The following is a 20,572-nucleotide window of genomic DNA, read 5'->3' on the forward strand; positions in this document are numbered from 1 at the left end:
TCCTCTCTGAAGTGCAGAAGCCTCTGGATTGATGGCGGTGTCGCTGTACAGGACCGAAGCCCTGCCCGTATCGTACGTGTTGTACGTACAGAATGTACAGCGTCATCCGGAAGATGCAAAGGACGACTCGCGCGGGGGTTCGCGGGATCGGGTATCCGCACCGTCTGTACAGTCGGAACCAAACGTACGACGAAGGCGCGATGATGCGCACGACGACGAGGGGGATCACGTGGCGCACACGATCGAACGGGCCTCGCCCGTGCCGTATTACGAGCAGCTCTACGACATCCTGCGCGAGCGCATCGCCCAGGGCGACATCGCGGAGGAGGAACGCCTGCCGAGCGAGCTCGAGCTCTGCCGGGATTTCGGCCTGTCACGCGCCACCGTGCGTCAGACCCTCACGAAGCTCGAGAACGACGGCTACGCCCACCGCATCCCCCGCCGCGGCGTGTTCGCGAGCGTCCCCGACCAGACAGCCGGGTGGACGATCCAGGAAGGCTTCCTCGAGTCGCAGCTGCGCCACGGGCGCACGGGCATCACCACCACGGTCGTCGGTACGGGCTACATCTCGCCGGACGCCCACGTGGCCGACGCCCTGCGGGTAGGACCCGACACGCAGGTCTTCGCCCTCGAACGCGTAAGGGCCCTCGACGGCCGCACCGCGATGTTCAGCACCAACTGGTTCCCCCGCGATGTCGCGAAGACCCTCGAGAGCGATCCGGGGGTCCTCGACGGCTCGGCCTCGCTCAACAGCCACTTACGGACGGCCGGGTTCATCAGCAGCGGCGCGCAGCGGGTCATCCACGCCCTCGCCGCCCCCGCCGAGGTCGCGGCGCACATGGGGATCGAGAGCGGCCATCCCGTCCTGCGCGTACGTTCGACGTCGTGGGCCGCCGACGGCGTGCGCTTCGACTACTACGAGACGTGGGTGCTCACCGACGTCATCCCGCTCGAGGTGAGCGTCTCGGCCAGCTGACGCTCAGCCCAGCATCCCGGTCGCGAAACCGCCCAGCGCGTCGACCGGATCCGGATGCCACCCGCGCGCGGTCGCGGCCAACAGCGCCGCGCCCACCGCCGTCACCTCCGGTTCGAGCACCGGCACCGCCGGCATGCCGTTGACCGCGGACTTCAACGCGATCCACCCCGGCGAGCGCACCCACCCCCCGGCCATCCGCACCGCGGCGATCCCGCCCACGTCGCGCCGCACCGCGTGGATGGCCTCGCGCCCGGCGACCGCGAGAGCCCCGAGCACGGCCGACGCCCGCACCCGGGGGTCGGCCGGCACGTCGCCCGCGTAGGACGGCTCGCCCCCGCCTCGCTCGCCAGGCGTGAACCACCCCGAATCCCACAGCGGCAGCGGAGCATCCCTGCCGATCAGCAGGTGCCGGATGGCACGGGCCACCTCGGGGTCGCGCGAGGCCCACTGCACGTTCCGGGCCAGCTCCTCCACGCGCAGCAGGGTACTGCCCGTCGAACGGATGCCGGGGGCGACGTCCACGTGGTCGCCGCCGCGCCTGCGGGGCACGGCCGATTGCGCCACGACGACCTCGGCGGTGCCCATGGAGTCGAGCACCGCCCCCGGCACCATGAGCTGGACGCCCCAGCCACCGATGGGGTGATCGTGGCCGCCGACGACGGCGATCGCATCCGTGGCGATCACCCCGGCCTCCGCCCACACGCCCGAGGTGATCTCGCCGATGATCTCGCCCGTCGACAGGACGGGCGGCAGCAGTGACGCGTCCCCGAGCGTGAGGGTCACGCGCTCATCGACCCATCGCCGATCGACGCTGCGCCAGGCGGCGGTCCGGGGCGCGAGCGTGTCGCTGAGGAAGGGGCGCCCCGTCCACGTCACGGCGGGCAGGTCGGTGAGGGCGACCCACGCGGACGCCCTGCCGGCCCCCGGCTGAGACCGGGCCCAGCGCCACCCCACGAGTGTGCGCACGGCATCGGTGTCGACGTCGAAGCGCTCGTCGTCGCGCAGGTGGGGCCGGAGGCGCCGGAACTCGTCGCGACGTCGCGGATCGAACCACGCCAGCGCCCGGGTCAGCGGGCGCAGCTCGTCGTCCACGAGCACGCCGTCCTCCCCGATGCCGGCGACGCACAGTGCGTGGATGACGCGACTGTCGCCGCACACCTCGACGACCATGTCCTCGATGGCTGCGACCAGGGCGGCGGCGTCGACGGCCAGATCGGCACCCGCGCGCCGCGTGGGTCGACTCGCGCGGGCGACCACGGCGCCCTCGGCGGTGAGGGCGACGACCTTCGTGTTCGTACTGCCGACATCGACGCCGACGGCGACAGGCAGACGCGCACTGAGGGTCACCGTCGAGTCCTCCCGGGAAGTCGAGGGCGGCCGACGCCCTCGAGATCGACCCTATCGGCGACGGTCAGACGTGAGCGGGCGCCGGCTGCCTCCCGACGACGTAGCCGAGGGCGATCTGCGCCTCGTGATGCTGGCGCACGATCTGCGGGGCGGGCGGCGCGGGTGACATCGCGACGATCTCGGCGGGCCACTCCGGGAATACGCCCGTCAGGGCCGCCGCGGCTTGCATCGCGGCGCCTTTCGCCACGTATTCATCGGGGGCGGGGACCGCCAGAGGGAGGTCGACGAGCTCGGCAAGCACGCGCTGGACAGCAGGGTTCTTCGCGGCCCCGCCGATCACGAGGAGGCGACGCGATCGCACCCCGCACGCGGCGAGCGCGTCGAGCATCGCGACCTGGCTCGCAACCGTCCCCTCCACGATCGCCCGCGCGAGGTTGGCGCGCGTGAAGTTGCGCAGGCTCGCGCCGAGGACGGCCCCGCGCGCGTGCGGGAGGTCCGGCGTCCGCTCCCCCTCGAAGTAGGGCAGCACCGTCAGCCCCTCTGCGCCGGGCTGCGCGGACAGCGCCAGCGCGGCCAGCTCGTCGTGCGAGCATCCGAGCACTTCAGCCCCCACCTGCAGATTGCGCGCGGCGTTCAGCGTCGCCACGATCGGCAGGTGGTCGCCGGTCGCATCGGCGTAGCTGCACACGTACCCGGCGTAGTCGTGCACGGGGGCGGCGGTGCGCGCGTAGACCACGCCCGAGGTCCCCAGGCTCAGTACCGCGTCGCCCTCCGCGAGACCGAGGGCGAGGGCCGCTGCGGCATTGTCACCGCTGCCGACGCCGATCGGAATGCCGGGTGGGATGCCGGGGAGGCCGTCCGCCGTGACCCCGGCACGGTCGAGCGGGCCGAGGACCTCGGGCAGCACGACCGCATGCCCGAAGGCATGGAGCAGCAGATCGCGGGTGTACTCCCCCGTCTCCCCCGACCAGTACCCGGTGCCCGAGGCCTCCGAGCGGTCGGTCACCAGCTCGTCGACCCCGCCCGTCCCGGGACCGAAGCCGCGGAGCCGCCAGGTGAGCCAATCGTGCACCACGGCGATCGCGGCGGTGCGGGCCGCGGCATCCGGCTCTTCGTCGCGCAGCCACCGGGCCTTCACGACCGTGTCGGAGAGGGTGAGTGGCAGGCCCGTCCGGCGGATCCACGTGTCTCGACCGAGCTCGGCGTTGAGGGCGAGCATGTGCGGGTGCGAGCCGAGGTCGTTCCACAGCGGCGAGGAGGCCACCGGGGCGCCGGAGACGTCGAGGAAGATCGGCGTGTGCTGCTGGCCACTGACCGAGACGGCGAGCACGTCGTCGATCCCCCCGGCCGCATCCACCGCGGCGAGGAGCGCTGTCCACCACACCTCGGGATCGACGATCGTCTCGGGAGGATGGGGGGCCGACCCCTCTCGGACGCACGCACCGGTGTCGAGATCGCGCACCGTCACCTTGCAACTCTGCGTGGACGAGTCGATTCCCGCGACGAGCCTCATCGCTGCGCCTTTCGTTCGGTGGTCGGATCGGTGGCGCTCATGACGGCATCCGTTTCAGGTGGTCCCACCGGGCGGCCGTGCGCTCTCCCCAGGCGGCGATCAGGGCGGTGCGCCGCGGGTCGGGCTGCACGTCGTGCGGACGCGACGCGCTCCACGGGAGGCGGACGCCGTGGGCGAGCGCCTGCGCGCCGCGCGAGACGATCTCGGGGAACCCGGCGGCGCTGACCGGCACCCCGAGGGCATCGGCCTTCAGCTGCAACCAGAGCGGGTTGGCGCTCGCGGGGCCGATGACCTTGACCCGGTCCAGGGGGCGATCGAACAGGGCCCAGGTGTCGACGAATTCCCGCACCATCCCGAGGAAGCAGGCGAGCACGAGCTCGAGCGAGGTGGTGTCGGTCTGGATGCCGGCGATCGCGCCGCGCGCGCTCGCATCCTTCTCGGGGGGAGGGCCGCCGCGGAACCGCGGGAGCACGAGGGGAAGGCGGTCCAGGTCGACGTCTCCCGCGAGCCAGGCACGATGGGCATCGGCGACGAGCGCGACGAGGTCCGCCGCCTCCCTGTCGAGCAGCGTCCGCAGCGTGGCGAAGGCGGAGCCGCCGGTGGGGATCGAGGCGAAGAGCGTGTAGCGCTCACCGTCGCACGCGAGCCCTCCGGCCACCCTGGTCGCCGCCGTCGCGGCATCGCGTCGGGGGCGGTCGAGGAGCGTCAGGATCCCCTCGGTGGTCCCGGTCGAGTCGAGCATCTCCCCCGGCTGCAGGTCGGCGCCCACGCCGCCGACCATGTGGTCATGGCCGGCCACGTGCACGGTGACCTCGTCGAGGCCCCACTCCCGCGCGGTCTCGGGGTCCATCGCGACGCCCTGCGCGGCGGGGCGGAGGATCGGGAAGACCCCGGGATCGACACGCAGGAGGGCGCACACCTCGCGCGACCAGCGGCGGGTGCCGAGGTCGAGGGCCATCGTGCGGCTCGCGAGCGATGGCTCCGCCCACCGGCGGCCCGTCAGCCGCGCCGCCACGTACTCCGAGACGTTCAGCCAGAGCGCCTGATCCGTGTCGCCGTCGGCGTGCCCGAGGGCCCACGCGACCTTGGACAGCGCGTAGTTCGCGTTGACCGGCAGACCGGTCACCGCGTAAACACGCGCGCGATCGTCGTCGCTCAAGGGCGCGAGCAGCCCGGCGCCGCGATGATCGTGCCACAGGATCATCGGCGACATGAGGGTGAGGTCGGGCGCGACGAGGCCGCCGGACTCCCCCACTCCGGCGATGGCGACCCGCTGCACGGAACGACGGGTCGCGGCATCCAGTCCGTCGACGAAGCCGCGGATCTCGGCGAGGAGGACCGCGACGTCGTAGACCGCACCGACGCCGTCGGTCATCGTCGGGGTGTCGGCGCGGTGCGCGGCCAGCAGGGAACCGTCGCCGTCGAACGCGCACAGCTTGATGCTGGTCGTGCCGATGTCGACCGTGATCGTGGGGGTCATGCGCGTCACACGGAGGGGTTGAGCACGCGGATGCGTCGCTCCACGACCTCGGCGATCGCGGACACGGCGTCGAGGGACACCCGGATGAGGGAATTCTCGTTCGGGTTGGCCGCATATGCCTCGCCGAAACTGCGGATCATCGCGTTGCGCAGATCGCTGGCGACGTTGACCTTGACGACGCCGAACGCCGCGAGACGACCGAGCTGCTCCTCGGGGAGCCCGGAGCCGCCGTGGATGACGAGCGGCACCGCGCTGGCCGCGCGCACGCGCTCGAGCAGATCGAAGTCGATGCGGGCGTTCGGTGCGTAGCCGTGCACGTTGCCCACCGATACGGCGAGCATGTCGCAGCCGACGGCGGTCACGAAGTCGGCGACCTGCGCGGGGTCGGTCGTGCTGGCGTACTCGGGTGCGACGTCGTCCTCTTTGCCGCCGATGCTGCCGAGCTCCGCTTCGAGCGCGATGGCGCTCCCGCACATCTCACGCGCCCTCGCCGAGGTGGCCACGTTCTCCTCGAACGACTCCTCGGACGCGTCGATCATGATGGATGTGAAGTCGGCGGCCAGGGCCGATTCGACGGCGTCGAGCGACTTGCCGTGGTCGAGGTGCAGCGCGACGGGGACCGCGGTCTCGGCGAGACGCCGCGCGACCATGTCGAAGATGTACTCGTAGCCGGAGAGGGCGACGTTGGTCGGCGCGACCTGGATGAACGTCGGCACCCCCACTCGCTCGACGGCGTCGATGATGCCCATCGTCGTTTCGATGTTGGTGGTGTTGAACGCTCCGGCGACCAACCCTCGATCCGTGCATTCCCGGATGACATCGTGTCCGCTGACCAAAGGCATGGGTGTTCCTCCCGCGTGCTGTGACGGAGGCCGCGCGCTCGTGCACGCCGGATCGCTCCGCCCGCGAGACCTCCCGCGGCGATGTCAGCCTAATGCGTAACGTACGTATCGTCTAGTCTGTACGTACAACCCGATCGCAACATGCCGGACCGCGCCCGTTCGCCGACGCCGCGGACGAGTGACGCCGCAGACATGCGGTCTCGGCAGGGGTGGGCGCACGCGCGGGCGTCGGCGCGGGTGCGGACCTCGTACCACGATCGACACGCGGGAACGCGGGATGCCTCTCGGTGCGGACGCAGGACCCGCACCGAGAGGCGGTGGGCTCAGCCCGGATGCCCCTCGGTGCGGGCGCGGGACCCGCACCGAGAGGCGGTGGGCTCAGCCGCAGGAGTGCGCCGGGTAGGCGGCATCCAGCTGAGACTGCACCTCCTGCCCGGCGACCGTCGCCGTCGCGGTGACCGCGACCGCACCGGCGCTCAGGTTCGCCTGACGGGTGGTGAAGACGTGCGAGGCGGTCTTCCCGGCGGCGACCGAGGCGATCGACTTCGCGCCGAACGACGACGACAGGTCGGCCGCGATGGCCGTCTCGTCGTTGTTCGTCACCTGCACCGCGACATACGCCTTACCGGCGATGCACCGCACCGACGCCGTCGCCGCGACGTCGAGCGACGGAGCCGCCTCCGCCTCGGAGAACGCGTAGGTGTCGACCTCGAACAGGTCGCCGGTCGGTCCGCTGAACGTGAAGTACACGTCCTGCGTTCCGGTGGCACCCGTCAGGTCGGTCGAGAGCTCGGTCCACTGACCGGCGGCGCCGGTCACGTCGATCGTCCCGAGGATCTCGCCCGTCGCGCTGCCCGCTCGCACGTCGATCTTTCCGCCGGACTGCAGCGGCTTCACCTTCGCGGTGACGGTGACGGTGGCGGCGCCGTTCTCGCCGAACGCCACCGACGACAGACCCGTCCAGTCCCCGTTGTCGATGTCCTTCACGACGAGGTTCGGGGCCGAGTCACCGAACTCAGTCGATCCGCCGTCGATCTTCGCCGTCGCGATGCCCTTGGTCCAGCCGAGGGTCTCCGCCTCGAACGTGCGGAACGGGGTGAAGTCGCGCACCTGCTCGACTCCCGCGTAGTCGCCGACGACCTGGTTGACGGTCCCGTCCTCCTTGAAGGTCAGTTCCTGCAGGTGAGCGCTGCGGTACCCCTGAGTGGTGTTGCCGTTGATGCGCTTGTTGAGGGTCGGTGCGTGGTACGAGAAGTAGAACTTCCCCTCGTATTCGAACGCCGACTGGTGATTGTTGCCGCCGGTGCCCGCTCCGAAGAACTGCGACTGGTTCGGGAACATCACGCCGGCGTAGGCCTCTTTGGGCCACGACATCGGGTCGTCCGAGATCATGTAGCCGATCTCGCCGCCGCCCGGGTAGCCGGGTACGCGGGGCTGGTTACCGCCGAAGTCGTTGCCGCCGAAGTGCGACGAGTACGACAGGTAGTACTTCTCGCCGCGCTTGAACACCTGAGCCGCTTCGAACGCGACCGGGGCGTCGACGACGGCCGCGGTGCCCGTGGTCGAGATCATGTCGTCGCCGAGTTCGATGACGCGGATGTTCTTCGGGTTGTTGAAGCGCTCCTCCGCCGGGAAGCTGGTCGAGGCCGGACCTCCGCCGAAGAACAGATACTGCTTGCCGTCGTCGTCCACGAGCGGTGCCGGGTCGAACAGCCAGTTCACGCCCTGGGCGCCCGGGGTGCTGCTGTTGATGAGCGTGCTCGTTCGCTCGCTCGTCCACGGACCCAGCGGGGAGTCGCCGGTCACGACGTTGCTGGAGCCACCCCCGTTGGCGTAGTAGAGGAAGAACTTCTCCTTGCCGTCGACGACCTTGCTCTCGATGCCGGGAGCCCACGAGTTGCCTGTGAAGGGGGCGATGCCGTTCGGGCCCGCCACCTGGATCTCGCCGTGGTCGACCCAGTTCACCAGGTCGTCCGATGAGATCAGCGTGAGCTGGTTGATCGCGCCGTAGTTGATCTGCGGCGAGACACCGGTGTTCGAGTCGGGCGCGTACCCCTGCGTGTCGTTGGTCATGTACATGTACACGCGACCGTCGTGCACGAAGCCGTACCCGTCGGCGCCGAACTTGTGACCCATCAGGGGGTTGTGCTCGCCGGGCAGCTTGCCGACGACCTCGATGGTCTTGGACGGCGGTGCGGGCGGCGCCGCGCCGACGAGCGAGACGTCGTCGACGGTGAAGTCGAGGAGGTGCGTCGCCGGTGCGGCCGCGGCGTTCTCGGCCGACGTCCACGGGGTCTCGATGAACAGGCGGGTGGTGGCGACACTCTGGGTTGCGGGAATGGTGAAGGTGGAGTTGACGTAGCCCCACTCGCCCCGCGCCGGGGTGGCGCTGCCGAGGTTGGTGTACGTGCCGCCGCCGTAGTGCATCGTGACGAAGAACTGCTTCGTCGCGGGGCTGGCGGGGTTGTCGTATTTCACCCGGGCCTTGACCGTATACGTCTGGCCCGCCTGGAGCTTGCCGGAGAGGTCCTGCATCGGGCCCGAGCCGGTCGTCTTGCGCTCCGTCGCGCGGATCGCCTGCGATCCCGAGAAGGCGTCGGTGGTGGAAGCCAGGGCGGCTCCGTCGGCGGCGTTGCCGTTGTTCGAGAACCACGACGTCGTGCCGTCCTCGAAGCCGCCGTTGACGACGAGTTCTTCCTGTGCGGCGTTGGCGGGGGTGGTGACGGCGAAGCCCGCCGCCAGCAGCACCCCGGCTGCGGCCAGTGCGAGCACCCGGAACGGGGTGCGTCGCGTCTGTGTTCGTTGCACGTTCTCTCTCCTTCGATGGTGTGGGGAGTTCGTCGACTCCGAAGAGTCGTGTGTCGCGCGGGGCCGGAGAAGCCCGACCCCGGACGACGTCGTGGGGAGCGGCGGATCGCCGCTCGTCAGCCGCGGGCCCGCGCCTCCCCCGGCGTGCGGATCGGGGTCGTGACCGGAGCCCCGTGGACGGTGCTCCGGGCGAGGGAGGAGCCCACGCCGGCCGACGGTGCGGTGAGACGCATCGTGACGGCACGGGCGGCGAGGTCGCCGGCGGCGACCGTCACGGGTGCCGCTGCGAACACGGCTCCCGCCTGCGCGGTCACCAGCGCTTTCCCCGCGAGGCAGCGCGACCAGGTCGCGAGCGTGATCGGGGCGAGACGGATCTTCATGTCGCGGCTCCTTTGCCGGAAAGAAAACGCTCCCCGCGGAGCAGAGCACTCGCGGGGTGGGGGATGGTGTGAGCGCTAACTGAGGCGAAGTTACCGCTCACGGAAGCAACTCACAACGGGCTCATAGGTAGGAACGACGAACAAACTCGCTCACCGTACCGATCGTGTCGTTTTTCGGCCCGCCCCCTGTCGTCGCCAGGGCGCGGTCCAGAGCAAGCCTGCGACCTGCGGCGCGTCGCACGGGAGACGACGTCGTCTCCGCCGCCCGTGCAGGCGACCCCGCGGCCCGACGAGGGCGCCGGCGGTGCCGACGACGACGTGACACGGGAGGGTCACGCGCGCAGGCCGATGCGAGTCGCGGGACGGGCACGCGACATCGCGGCTCGAACCGCGCGGCGGAGGCGTCACGAGCGGCACGCGACACCGCGGCTCGGACCGCGCGGCGGAGGCGTGACTCGCGGGGCGCGACGGCGCAACGCGCCTCCCCGACCCCGAGCTGAGACCGTCGGCATCCCCCTTACAAGATGCCGACGGCCCAGGTCTACTCTGCCGCACGCAGCGCTGCGACGACGTCGTAGCGCTCTCGAATGGCGGGGCGATGGTCAGGCTCGACGGCGCGCGTGGTGGCGACCGTCCAGTCGACCGGGCCGCCTACCAGCACGGCCGCCGCCTGCCGCGCCGCCCCGAGGGCGACGTACTCGCCCGCGGCCGGAACGACGATCTCGGCGTCGAACACCTGCGCGGCGATGCGCGCGACACCCTCGTTGGCGGCCGCACCCCCGACCAGCAGGATGCGCCGCACCTCGACGCCCTGCGCCCGGATCGCGTCGAGACCGACGGCCAGGCCGCTGAGCATCCCCTCGATCGCGGCGCGGGCGAGATTCGGACGGTTCGTGGATGCCAGGGTCAGCCCGGTCAGCGACGCCTGCGCATGCGGGAGGTTGGGGGTCCGCTCCCCCTCGAACCACGGCACGAGGACGACACCGCCGGAACCGGGCTCGGCCTCCAGGGCGAGCGCACCGAGGTCATCGTGCGAAACGCCGAGGAGGTCGGCGACGGCGTCGAGCACGCGGGCGGCGTTGAGCGTGGCGACCAGCGGCAGGAACCTCCCGGTCGCGTCGGCGAACCCCGCGACCGTGCCGGTGGTGTCGCGCGTGGGCGCGTCGGCGACCGCGAAGACCGTGCCCGAGGTGCCGAGCGAGACGACGACGTCGCCCACGCCGGCACCGAGCCCGAGGGCGGCACCGGCGTTGTCTCCGGCACCCGGACCCACGAGGGCACCGCCGGGGAGGGTCCCCGCACGCTCCCACGGCCCGATGACGCGGGGCAGCACCGCGTCGTGCCCGAGCGCGTGGCGGAACAGGTCGAGGTCGTACCCGTCGGCGCCCCAGTAGGCCGTTCCCGACGCATCCGAGCGATCGGTGACGAGCTCCCCGAGCACGGCGTTGCCGGGCCCGAAGCCGCGGAGGCGCCATGTGAGCCAGTCGTGCGGCAGCGCGACGGCGGCGACGCGTGCGGCGTTGTCGGGTTCAGCGTCGCGCAGCCATCGGAGTTTGGTCCCCGTGAACGAGGCGACCGGTACCGCGCCGGTGCGCTCCGCGTAGGAGTCGGCACCCACCTCGTCGATCAGATCGCGCGCCGCCTGCGCCGATCGCGTGTCGTTCCACAGCAGCGCATCGCGGATGACGCCTCCCTCGGCATCCAGCACGACCATGCCGTGCTGTTGACCTGCGATCGAAACCGCCGCGACGTCGTCGAGGCCGCCCGCTTGCGCGATGGCATCCTGCAGCGCGCGCCACCATGCCTCGGGATCGACCGCGGTGCCGGAGGGATGCGACGCGCGCCCCTCGCGCACCACGCGCCCGGTCTCGGCGTCGGCCACGACGACCTTGCACGATTGCGTCGACGAATCGACTCCCATGACGAGCGCCATGCTCTGACTCCTTCTGTGTGCGCCGCGCCGGTGCGGCATCCCGTTCAGTGTCCAAGACACGCCGTCTCACACGGGGGCGATGCGGCGCGTCTTGGACACTCGACGGAGGGGAGGGGGGCCCGGATGCCGTGGCATCCGGGCCCCGCGAGACTCAGCGCGCGCCGAGCAGGTGCTCGGTGGCGAGCTGCTGCAGGCGCACGAAGCCGAAGCCCTTGCCGCCGAGGTAGGCGTCGGTGTCGAAGTCCTCGTAGGCGGAGCGGTCGGCGAGGAAGTCGTCGTACGTCTCGCCCTCGTTCAGCGTCGGCTGCGCGAGTTCGGCGACCTTCGCGGCCTCGAGCGCCTCCTGCACCTCGGGGTCGGCGCGGAAGGCCGCGGCGCGCTCCTTGAGCAGCAGGTAGGTGTTCATGTTGGCCGAGACGGAGTCCCAGACGCCCGTCTCGTCCTCGGTGCGCGAGGGCTTGTAGTCGAAGTGACGGGGGCCGTCGTAGGCGGGGACACCGCCGGGGCCGCCGTTCTCGAGCAGGTCGACGAGGGCGAACGCGTTGTGCAGGTCGCCGTGGCCGAACACCAGGTCTTGGTCGTACTTGATGCCGCGCTGGCCGTTGAGATCGATGTGGAAGAGCTTGCCGTGGTACAGCGCCTGGGCGATTCCCGCGGCGAAGTTCAGGCCCGCCATCTGCTCGTGGCCGACCTCGGGGTTCAGGCCCACGAGTTCGGGGCGCTCGAGCGAGTCGATGAAGGCGATCGCGTGGCCGAGGGTCGGCAGCAGGATGTCTCCGCGGGGCTCGTTGGGCTTCGGCTCGATGGCGAAGCGGATGTCGTAGCCCTTGTCGGTGACGTAGTCGCCGAGCAGGTTGACGGCCTCGCGGTAGCGCTCGAGCGCCTGACGGATGTCTTTCGCGGAGTCGTATTCGGCGCCCTCGCGGCCGCCCCACATGACGAACGTCTTCGCCCCCAGCTCGGCGGCGAGGTCGAGGTTGCGCAGCACCTTGCGGAGGGCGAAGCGGCGCACCTGGCGATCGTTGGAGGTGAACCCGCCGTCCTTGAACACGGGGGCCGAGAAGAGGTTGGTGGTGACCATCGGCGTGATGATGCCGGTGTCCTGCATCGCCCCTTTGAGACGGTCGATCTGCGTTTGACGCTCGGCGTCGCTCGAGCCGAACGCGAAGAGGTCGTCATCGTGGAAGGTGAGACCGTATGCGCCGAGCTCGGCGAGCTTCTCGACGACGTGCACGACGTCGAGGGGCTCACGCGTCGGTCCGCCGAACGGATCGGTGCCGTTGTATCCGACGGTCCAAAGACCGAACGAGAACTTGTCATCGCGGGTGGGGGTGGGCATTCCTGCTCCTTCGCATGGAGACGCGCGGGTGTGCGGCGACGCACTGAGTTTGTTGGTTCTCACAACATATACCCCGGATGCCGCAGCGTCCAGCCCCGGCCTCAGACGGCGAGCGCGCCGTCCACGACCGCGAAGACCTCGGGGTCCCACGTGAGCGCGCGCTCCCACGGCAGCCCGAACGCCTCGGCGAAGAAAATGCTGTGCACGTGATCGGAGAACGAGTGCCGATCGACGGTCGGCAGCACCGCGGCGGGAACCTCGTCGGCGCGTCCGCTGCTCAACGACACGAGACCGTCGTGCGGCCACAGCTGCGCCGGCTCGGTCGCCGCCGCGAAGTACCCCCCGCCGATCGCGGTCACCGGGATGCCGTCGAGCACCCCCGCCTGGGCGTCGTTCCAACCGCGGAGGTACCGACGCGACACCTCGTCGGCAGCCCCCTGGGAGTTCGCCTGGGCGTACGGACGCGCCTCGGTGAAGATCTGCAGAGTCGCCGCGTCACCGTGCGCATCGCCCTCGGACACCTCACCGTCGAGGAAGTCGCCGAGCACCGATCCGTCCCACGGCGTGCCGAGCGTCACGAGACGTCCGACCCGGGGGCCGTCGTCGCCGAGCTCCCGGATCGCGGCACGCGAGAACAGTCCGCCCATCGAGTGACCCACGAGGTCGACGCTGCGCACGCCCTCGTGCGCAGCGAGGCGCCGCAAGAACCCGGCGAGAGCGACCCCGGCGTCGTCGATGCGGCCGACGGCGTTGATCGTGACCTCGGCCGGGAGCACGACGGAGACGTCGGCGAAGCCCTGCCATCCGGCATCCTCCTCCACCTCTCCTCCGCCGATGCGGGCCGGTGCGGTGAATACCCGAACGCCACGGGCGAGGAGGTGCGCACGGAGGGCGGTCATCGTGTTGCCCGCCGGGAGGCCGGACGCCGCTGCGCGCTCCGGGTCGGTGTACGGGGTGACGGCGGCTCCGCCGGAGACGAGGACGACAGCATCGGTCATGTCGCTCAGATTAGCGACCCGCGCCACAGCGCGACGCCGCCCCCGGCCGTCTCGCGTCAGCGCGGCAGCGCGTCCTCGATCGCGGCGACGACCTCGGGATCGTCGGGCTGCGTGCGGGGGCTGAAGCGCGTGACGCGACCGTCGGGAGCCACGACGAACTTCTCGAAGTTCCACGAGATGCGGCCGGTCTTGCCCTCGGCATCCGGAGTCTGCGTCAGCTCTTTGTAGAGCGGGTGGGCGTTTCGCCCGTTGACCTTGACCTTCTCGGTCATCGGGAACGTCACGCCCCACGTCGACGAGCAGTACTCGGCGATCTTCTCGCTGTCGCTGAGCTCTTGCAGGAACTGGTTGCTCGGGAAGCCGATCACGGTGAACCCGCGGTCGGCGTAGCGCTTGTGCAGCTCTTCGAGGGTCTCGTACTGCCCCGAGAGCCCGCAGCGCGAGGCCACGTTCACCACGAGCGCGGCCTTACCCTCGGTCAGCGCGCCGAAGGTGGTCTCTTCGCCCTGGAGAGTGGTGACGGGGATGCCGGAAAGGTCCATGTGGCAATCCTGGCACCGTCGGCGCCGCGCGGGGTGGGATGGCGCGTCCGTCCATCGCCGATAAACGCCTCCCGCGGGAAGAAACGCGTCGACAGGGCGTTTCTTCCCGCGGAACGCGTTTCTGAGGGGCTGACGACGCGAGTGCGAACCGGCGTAGCGCGTCGATGGGAGGGCGCGTGGCACAGTTGTCGCATGAGCACCGCGGGGAGTCGGGGCGACGGCATGCGCCGCGCCAACCTCGCACTCGTGCTCCGCACCGTGCATCGGGAGGGCCCGCGCTCCCGCGCAGCCCTCACCGAGGCGACGGGTTTGAACCGCTCGACGATCGCCGACCTCGTGGGCGAACTGCAGCGCGCGGGCCTCGTGATCGAGCGGGCGTCCGAGGCCCTCGGCCGCGTCGGTCGCCCCTCCCCCATCGTCGTGCCCGACCCCCGGGTGATCGCGGTGGCGGTCAACCCCGAAGTCGACGCGCTCGACATCGGCGCGGTGGCCCTCGACGGCACGATCATGGCGCGCACGCGCCTCGAGCAGACCTCCCTGCTGACTCCCGAGCGTACGGCCCAACTGGTCGAGGCGACCCTCGCCGAGTGGCGGCGCGGACCGCTCATCGACAGCCGGATCGTCGGCGTGGGCGTGGCCGTACCGGGCCCCGTGCGGGCGTCCGACGGGCTCGTCCGCGAGGCACCGCACCTGCAGTGGCGTGACGCTCCGCTCTCTGGTCTGATGACGGATGCCACGGCCCTCCCCGCCCACGTCGGCAACGACGCGACCCTCGGCGCGGTGGCCGAGCATCTGTTCGGCGCGGCGCGCGGCGCGCACGACATCGTCTACCTCAACGGCGGCGCGAGCGGCATCGGCGGAGCGGTGATCGCCGGCGGCATCCCTCTCGGTGGCGCCGGCGGCTACGCCGGGGAGTTCGGGCAGAACCGCCCCGGCATCGTCGACGCGTCAGACCGGCGCGCTAGCGGCGGTGTGCTCGAAGACGAGGTGAGCCGCGCGCTGCTGCTGTCGGCGGTGGGACTCGACGGCGGCGACGATGCGGCCCTGGCCGCCGCCCTGGCATCCACGGCCGACCCCGAGGCGCACGCCGAGGTCGATCGGCAGCGGAGGATCCTCGCGACGGCGCTGGCGAACGCGGCGAACGTGCTCAACCCGGCGGTCATCGTGCTGGGTGGCTTCCTCGCCGTGCTCGCCGCCCGCGACCTCGACGGCCTCGACACCGCCGTCCGCGCGCAGACGGTGCCGGCCTGCGCCGACGGTCTTCGCCTGGCCGTCGCCGAACTGGGCGAGGACCGCCTGCTCGTCGGCGCCGCCGAGGCGGTGTTCGAGGCGCAGCTCTTCGCGGCTCGCTGACGCGCGGCCCTGATGTCGGCGGGTCGGTGCAGGATGGGAGGCGTGATCCACAGACGCGACGCCGGAGCCACCTGGTCGGGCAATCACCGCTATCGCGCCACCGAGGTGCTGCTGCCGGGCGATCTCGACGAGCTCGCCGAGGTGGTGGCATCCGCTTCCACCCTGCGCGTCCAGGCCACTCGGCACACGTTCAACGACGTCGCCGACGCCGACAGGGCTCTCGTCTCGCTCGAGCGCCTGCCGACGCGCGTCGAGGTGATCGGCGATCGCGTCCGCGTCGAGGGCCTCGTCACCTTCGCCCAGCTCGCACCCGTGATCGAGGCCGAGGGGCGCGGGCTGCACAACCTGGGCTCGCTCCCCCACATCTCGGTCGCCGGTGCCGCCGCGACGGGCACGCACGGCTCCGGGGTGCGAAACGGCAACCTGTCGAGCGCGGTGCGGGCCCTCGACGTCATGGATGCCGACGGGCGCACGCACCACGTCGACCAGGCCCACGCCTGGTTCCCGGCCGCGGCGATCGGGATCGGCGCGTTCGGCGTCGTCACCGCCGTCGAGCTGCAGACCGAACCCACCTACGAGGTGACGCAGCAGGCGTACACCGGCGTCGCGTGGGACGACATCGCGGGGGATCCCGAGCGGGTGTTCGGCGGCTCACGCAGCGTCAGCGTGTTCACCACGTGGGGCGACCCCGCCCACGACCTGGTGTGGGCCAAGAGCGACGACGGCGCACCCGACTGGGTCGAAGAGCTGGGCGGGCGTCCCGTCGGCGACGACATCCATCTGGGGCGCATCCGCACCGTCGACAACACCACCCCGCGCGGCACGCCCGGGCCGTGGCACACGCGCCTGCCGCACTTCCGTGCCGACGCCCTGCCGAGCGACGGCGACGAGATCCAGTCCGAGTACTTCGTGCCGTTCGCCTCAGCGCGAGATGCCCTGGCCGCGGTGAAAGCCGTCGCCCCCGCGTTCGACGCGCAGCTGCTGGTGACCGAGTTGCGCACCGTCGCCGCAGACGAGCTCTGGCTGAGCCCGGCCTACCAGCGCGACGTGCTGGCGATCCACTTCACCTGGCGCAATCACACCGACGAGGTGCTCGCGGTGCTGCCGCACATCGAGGCGGCGCTGGCCCCGTTCGACGTGCGGCCCCACTGGGGCAAGGCCTTCACCATGCCCGGCGAGGCCGTGCGCGCGACGCTCACCCGCGCCGACGACTTCCTCGCTGCCGCACGCGAGGCCGACCCGCGCGGCGTCTTCCGCAACGACTTCTTGCGGCGGACGCTCGGGCTCTAGCGCGGGCGCCTGCGTGAGTCCGCCGATCCGGCCGGCGACGGCTGCGCACCCGACGGCGCGCAACCTCAGCCGCCCGGCCCCGGATACCACTGAGGCTCCGCACATGACGGAGGTTGCGCCGCAACGGCTCGATCCCTCGAAACCCCGCTGAGCGAGGTGCACCCTTTTGGACCCGGATGTGTCGAGGACGAAACACACCTCACCGCGAAACGGCGCCGCCCACCGCGGCGCCGCCCCGCGGCATCCGAGATCAGCGGCTCGAGTAGCCGCCGTCGATGGGGAGCGAGACGCCCGAGATCATGCCCGCGCCGTCGCTGAGCAGGAACACGATCGGGGCGGCGATGTCGTTCTCGGTCGCCCACTTGTGCAGGGGCATCGCGTCGAGGAAGGGTCCCTCGATGTCGGGGCGACCCCAGTACCACGCCGACATGGGCGTCATCACGACCGTCGGGTTCACGCTGTTGACGCGGATGCCGTAACCGCCGAGCTCGAGCGCCGACACGCGCGTGATGTTGTCGAGCGCCGCCTTCGACGAGCCGTACGAGATGTGGCCGGAGAGGGCGACCAGACTGGCCTGGCTCGACACATTGACGATCGCACCGCCCTTCCCGACGCGGATCATCTCGCGCGAGGCGTACTTGGTGACCAGGAGCGACCCGCGGGCATTGATGCTCATGACCCGGTCGAAGACGTCGATGTCGGTGTCCATGGGGGTCGCGATCTCGCCGCCCCACCCGCCGCAGTTGACGACCCCGTAGAGGTCGCGCCCCTCGATCGCCGAGCGGATCTCTTCCTCGGATTCGAGGTCGAAGACGAGGGGCTCGGCTCCCGTCTCGGCGGCGATCGCCTCGACGCTGTCGGCCGTGCGGCCCGCGGCGAGCACGGTCGCGCCCGCGGCGACGAGGTGGCGGACGGTCGCGCCGCCGATGCCGCCGCCGGCGCCGGTGACAAGGATGGTGCGGTCGGTGAATTCGGTCATGGGTGGGCTCTTTCGCGGGTCCGGGAGGCGAGGACGACGGCGGTGTCGTCGCGGCCCATGATAACCACAGAATCACGCGGATGACTTCGGTGTCATGACGAATTGATCACGGGTGTTGACACCGGTGACATGGTGGCCGTACCGTAACCGGAGTTCGACCGGTGAACCCCACCGCAAACCGCTTCGCCGACGCAGCACTCCCGATGTGCGGCGCCGCCCGGAAGGACCCACAGAGCCGTGACCCACACTTCGGAGACCGCCGCGACCCCGGCTGCCGCGCCCGTGCGCATCGACGACCTCGTCGATCGTGCCCGCACGCTCGCCGCGGCCGGCGAGCGTCGGGTGCTGGGTATCGCCGGTACCCCCGGGGCGGGCAAGTCCACCGTCAGTGACGCGTTGCTCGAAGCCCTCGGCGACGCCGCGATCCTCGTCGGCATGGACGGCTTCCACCTCGCCAACGAGGAGCTCGTACGCCTCGGTCGGAGGGAGCGCAAAGGCGCCCCCGACACGTTCGACGTCGCGGGCTACATCGCCCTCCTCGACCGCATCCGTGCCGGTCACGCGGTCTATGCCCCTCGCTTCGACCGCAGCCTCGAGGAGTCCATCGGCTCGGCGGTGCTCGTGCCCGCCGACGTGCCCCTCGTCATCACCGAGGGCAACTACCTGCTGCACGACCGGTTCGGGTGGGATGCCGTGGCATCCCGCCTCGACGAGGTCTGGTTCCTGGATGTCGACGCCGCGGAGCGTCGCGAGCGGCTCGTGACACGCCGCCTCTCCCACGACCACCCCCACGACGAGGCCGTCGCATGGGTTCGCGACGTCGACGAGGCCAACGCCGCCATCGTCGAGCGCGGACGCCACCGCGCCCACCTCGTCGTCACCGTCTCCGAGGCCCCCGCCGGGGCCCTCGGCCACCACGAAGGAGCTGCTTCATGAGCACCACCACGACCGTGCCCGTGCTGCAGGCGCGGGGTCTGTCCCGTCAATTCGGTCATGTCCGCGCCCTCAACAACGTCGATTTCGAGGTCTATCCCGGGGAGGTCACCGCCCTGATCGGTGACAACGGTGCCGGGAAGTCGACGCTCGTGAAGGCCCTGTCGGGAAACCTCGCCATCGACGAGGGCGAGATCCTCTTCGACGGCACCCCGATCGAGATGTCCAACCCGCAGGTCGCCTCCGCCCTCGGCATCGAAACGGTGTACCAGGACCTCGCCCTCGCCCCCCACCTGGACCCGGTGCAGAACATGTACCTGGGCCGCGAGATCCGCCGCCCCGGACTCGCCGGGGCGCTGGGGTTCATGAAGACCAAAGACATGGCCGTCGCCTCCCGCGCCGCGTTCGACGAACTCGGCGCCACCGTCCGCTCCCTCACCTCCCCCGTGGGGGAGATGTCCGGCGGGCAGCGTCAAGCGATCGCCATCGCCCGCGCCGTGCACTGGGCCGGACGCCTCGTCTTCCTCGACGAACCCACCGCCGCCCTGGGCGTGCGCCAGACCAAGAACGTCCTCGAAACGATCCGCCGCGTCCGCGACAAAGGCATCGCCGTGGTGCTCATCTCCCACTCCATGCCCCACGTGATGGACGTATGCGACCGCATCCAAGTCCTGCGCCTGGGCACCCGCGTGGCCAACATCGACGCGAAGAACACCTCCATGGAAGAACTCGTCGGGCTCATGACCGGCGCCGTCACGAAGGACGACCAGAAATGAGCCTCACCAGCCCTCCGACCGAGACGGTCGCCATCGGCACCCTCGACAACCAGAAGGCGAACCCTGTCGCGGCAGTGCTGCGCACTCAGGCGTTCCAGATCTTGCTGGTGCTGCTGGCCATCATCATCGTCTTCAGCATCCTCGCGCCGGAGTCGTTCGCCCAGTGGTCGAACTTCCGCCTGATCATCCAGAACGCCTCGATCCTCGCCGTGCTCGCGGTCGGCATGACCTACGTCATCATCACCGCCGGCATCGACCTGTCGGTCGGCTCGGTGCTCGTGTTCTCGGGCGTCGTCTCCGCACTCGTCATGCGAGCTCTCGGCGGAGAAGGCTGGGGTGTCGCGACGGTCGGAATCATCGTCGCCGTGCTGAGCGGTGTCTGCTGGGGCCTGCTCAACGGCTTCCTGATCGCGAAGGCGAAGATCCCGCCGCTCATCGTCACCCTCGGTTCGCTCGGCATGGCGCTGGGTCTCGCGCAGATCCTCACCGGCGGTGTCGATGTGCGCGACGTGCCCACCGTGCTGACGGTCTCGATCGGCTACGGCAACGTGTTCGGATCCGTGCCGATCATCAGCGTCATCGCCCTGGTCGTGGTCATCATCGGCGCCATCGTGCTGCACTTCACCCGCTTCGGTCTGTACACCCTCGCCGTCGGATCGAGCGAGATCGCGGCCCGTCGGGTCGGCGTCAAGGTCGACGCGCAGCTGATCAAGATCTACACGATCTCCGGTGCACTGGCCGGGCTCGGCGGCATCCTGTCGCTCTCGCAGTTCTCCACGACCGCCATCGCGGGACAGACTCAGACCAACCTCAACGTCATCGCCGCGGTCGTCATCGGCGGCACCTCGCTGTTCGGCGGCGTCGGCACGATCATGGGCACCGTCGTCGGTCTGTTCATCCCCGCGGTGCTGCAGAACGGCTTCGTCATCACCGGCGTGCAGCCGTTCTGGCAGCAGGTCGCCGTCGGCGCCGTGCTGATCACCGCCGTGTACGTCGACCAGGTCCGCCGCACCGCCGCGACCCGCGGTAACACCCAAAGCCTCTGGCGCAAGTTCATCAGCGGAGGACGTCGCGGCTGAGCCG

17 protein-coding genes are annotated in these 20,572 nt (G+C 70.7%); 6 read left to right on the top strand and 11 right to left on the bottom strand.

Annotation, left to right across the window (positions count from 1 at the left end; genetic code table 11):
• The first annotated feature begins 229 nt into the window (after window positions 1-229).
• Window positions 230-976 carry a UTRA domain-containing protein gene (locus FHS07_RS15190; protein WP_183420718.1) on the top strand — a complete coding sequence of 249 codons (747 nt, stop codon included), beginning with the start codon at window positions 230-232 and terminating at the stop codon, window positions 974-976.
• A 3-nt stretch (window positions 977-979) separates the two neighbouring features.
• On the opposite strand, the gene FHS07_RS15195 is transcribed toward FHS07_RS15190, so the two are convergent.
• The 10 genes from FHS07_RS15195 to FHS07_RS15240 all read right to left on the bottom strand — a co-directional run bounded on the left by FHS07_RS15195 (window position 980) and on the right by FHS07_RS15240 (window position 14,158).
• The gene (locus tag FHS07_RS15195) at window positions 980-2,323 is read right to left on the bottom strand and encodes an FGGY family carbohydrate kinase (RefSeq protein ID WP_183420719.1); all 1,344 of its coding nucleotides are present in this window, start codon (window positions 2,321-2,323) and stop codon (window positions 980-982) included.
• 64 nt (window positions 2,324-2,387) lie between these two features.
• Entirely contained in the window at window positions 2,388-3,836 is a 1,449-nt protein-coding gene (locus tag FHS07_RS15200) for an FGGY-family carbohydrate kinase (RefSeq protein WP_183420720.1), read from the bottom strand.
• Window positions 3,837-3,873: 37 nt separating this feature from the next.
• Window positions 3,874-5,316, bottom strand: coding sequence for an FGGY-family carbohydrate kinase (locus FHS07_RS15205; RefSeq protein WP_183420721.1), 1,443 nt, complete (start codon window positions 5,314-5,316; stop codon window positions 3,874-3,876).
• A 5-nt stretch (window positions 5,317-5,321) separates the two neighbouring features.
• The gene (locus tag FHS07_RS15210; protein WP_183420722.1) at window positions 5,322-6,158 is read right to left on the bottom strand and encodes a class II fructose-bisphosphate aldolase; all 837 of its coding nucleotides are present in this window, start codon (window positions 6,156-6,158) and stop codon (window positions 5,322-5,324) included.
• Between the two features lie 378 nt (window positions 6,159-6,536).
• Window positions 6,537-8,966, bottom strand: coding sequence for a family 43 glycosylhydrolase (locus tag FHS07_RS15215; RefSeq protein ID WP_183420723.1), 2,430 nt, complete (start codon window positions 8,964-8,966; stop codon window positions 6,537-6,539).
• Between the two features lie 116 nt (window positions 8,967-9,082).
• Window positions 9,083-9,346 (bottom strand): hypothetical protein, encoded by a 264-nt coding sequence (locus FHS07_RS15220; RefSeq protein WP_183420724.1) that lies wholly within the window; start codon window positions 9,344-9,346, stop codon window positions 9,083-9,085.
• A gap of 541 nt (window positions 9,347-9,887) precedes the next feature.
• Window positions 9,888-11,279 (bottom strand): xylulokinase, encoded by a 1,392-nt coding sequence (xylB, locus tag FHS07_RS15225; RefSeq protein WP_183420725.1) that lies wholly within the window; start codon window positions 11,277-11,279, stop codon window positions 9,888-9,890.
• 151 nt (window positions 11,280-11,430) lie between these two features.
• Window positions 11,431-12,618 carry a xylose isomerase gene (gene xylA / locus FHS07_RS15230; protein WP_183420726.1) on the bottom strand — a complete coding sequence of 396 codons (1,188 nt, stop codon included), beginning with the start codon at window positions 12,616-12,618 and terminating at the stop codon, window positions 11,431-11,433.
• Window positions 12,619-12,719: 101 nt separating this feature from the next.
• The gene (locus tag FHS07_RS15235; RefSeq protein ID WP_183420727.1) at window positions 12,720-13,616 is read right to left on the bottom strand and encodes an esterase/lipase family protein; all 897 of its coding nucleotides are present in this window, start codon (window positions 13,614-13,616) and stop codon (window positions 12,720-12,722) included.
• A gap of 56 nt (window positions 13,617-13,672) precedes the next feature.
• Window positions 13,673-14,158, bottom strand: a complete 486-nt coding sequence (locus tag FHS07_RS15240; protein WP_183420728.1) for a glutathione peroxidase — start codon at window positions 14,156-14,158, stop codon at window positions 13,673-13,675.
• Window positions 14,159-14,350: 192 nt separating this feature from the next.
• On the opposite strand from FHS07_RS15240, the gene FHS07_RS15245 reads away from it, so the two are divergent.
• Entirely contained in the window at window positions 14,351-15,511 is a 1,161-nt protein-coding gene (locus FHS07_RS15245) for an ROK family transcriptional regulator (protein ID WP_183420729.1), read from the top strand.
• 42 nt (window positions 15,512-15,553) lie between these two features.
• The gene (locus tag FHS07_RS15250; RefSeq protein WP_183420730.1) at window positions 15,554-16,801 is read left to right on the top strand and encodes a D-arabinono-1,4-lactone oxidase; all 1,248 of its coding nucleotides are present in this window, start codon (window positions 15,554-15,556) and stop codon (window positions 16,799-16,801) included.
• Window positions 16,802-17,051: 250 nt separating this feature from the next.
• On the opposite strand, the gene FHS07_RS15255 is transcribed toward FHS07_RS15250, so the two are convergent.
• Window positions 17,052-17,780 (bottom strand): SDR family oxidoreductase, encoded by a 729-nt coding sequence (locus FHS07_RS15255; RefSeq protein WP_183420731.1) that lies wholly within the window; start codon window positions 17,778-17,780, stop codon window positions 17,052-17,054.
• A gap of 237 nt (window positions 17,781-18,017) precedes the next feature.
• Between FHS07_RS15255 and FHS07_RS15260 the strand changes: the two genes are divergently transcribed.
• Genes FHS07_RS15260 through FHS07_RS15270 form a run of 3 tightly spaced genes read left to right on the top strand, consistent with a single transcriptional unit; the run spans window position 18,018 to window position 20,568 of the window.
• On the top strand, window positions 18,018-18,716 hold the full coding sequence (locus tag FHS07_RS15260) for a nucleoside/nucleotide kinase family protein (RefSeq protein ID WP_343054735.1): 699 nt from the start codon (window positions 18,018-18,020) through the stop codon (window positions 18,714-18,716).
• Window positions 18,713-19,489 carry an ATP-binding cassette domain-containing protein gene (locus tag FHS07_RS15265; protein ID WP_183420732.1) on the top strand — a complete coding sequence of 259 codons (777 nt, stop codon included), beginning with the start codon at window positions 18,713-18,715 and terminating at the stop codon, window positions 19,487-19,489. The genes FHS07_RS15260 and FHS07_RS15265 overlap by 4 nt, the downstream gene beginning before the upstream one ends.
• Window positions 19,486-20,568, top strand: coding sequence for an ABC transporter permease (locus tag FHS07_RS15270; protein ID WP_183420733.1), 1,083 nt, complete (start codon window positions 19,486-19,488; stop codon window positions 20,566-20,568). The genes FHS07_RS15265 and FHS07_RS15270 overlap by 4 nt, the downstream gene beginning before the upstream one ends.
• The last annotated feature ends 4 nt before the right edge of the window (window positions 20,569-20,572 follow it).

The organism is Microbacterium proteolyticum, from assembly GCF_014192415.1.
Classification (GTDB): Bacteria; Actinomycetota; Actinomycetes; order Actinomycetales; family Microbacteriaceae; genus Microbacterium; species Microbacterium proteolyticum.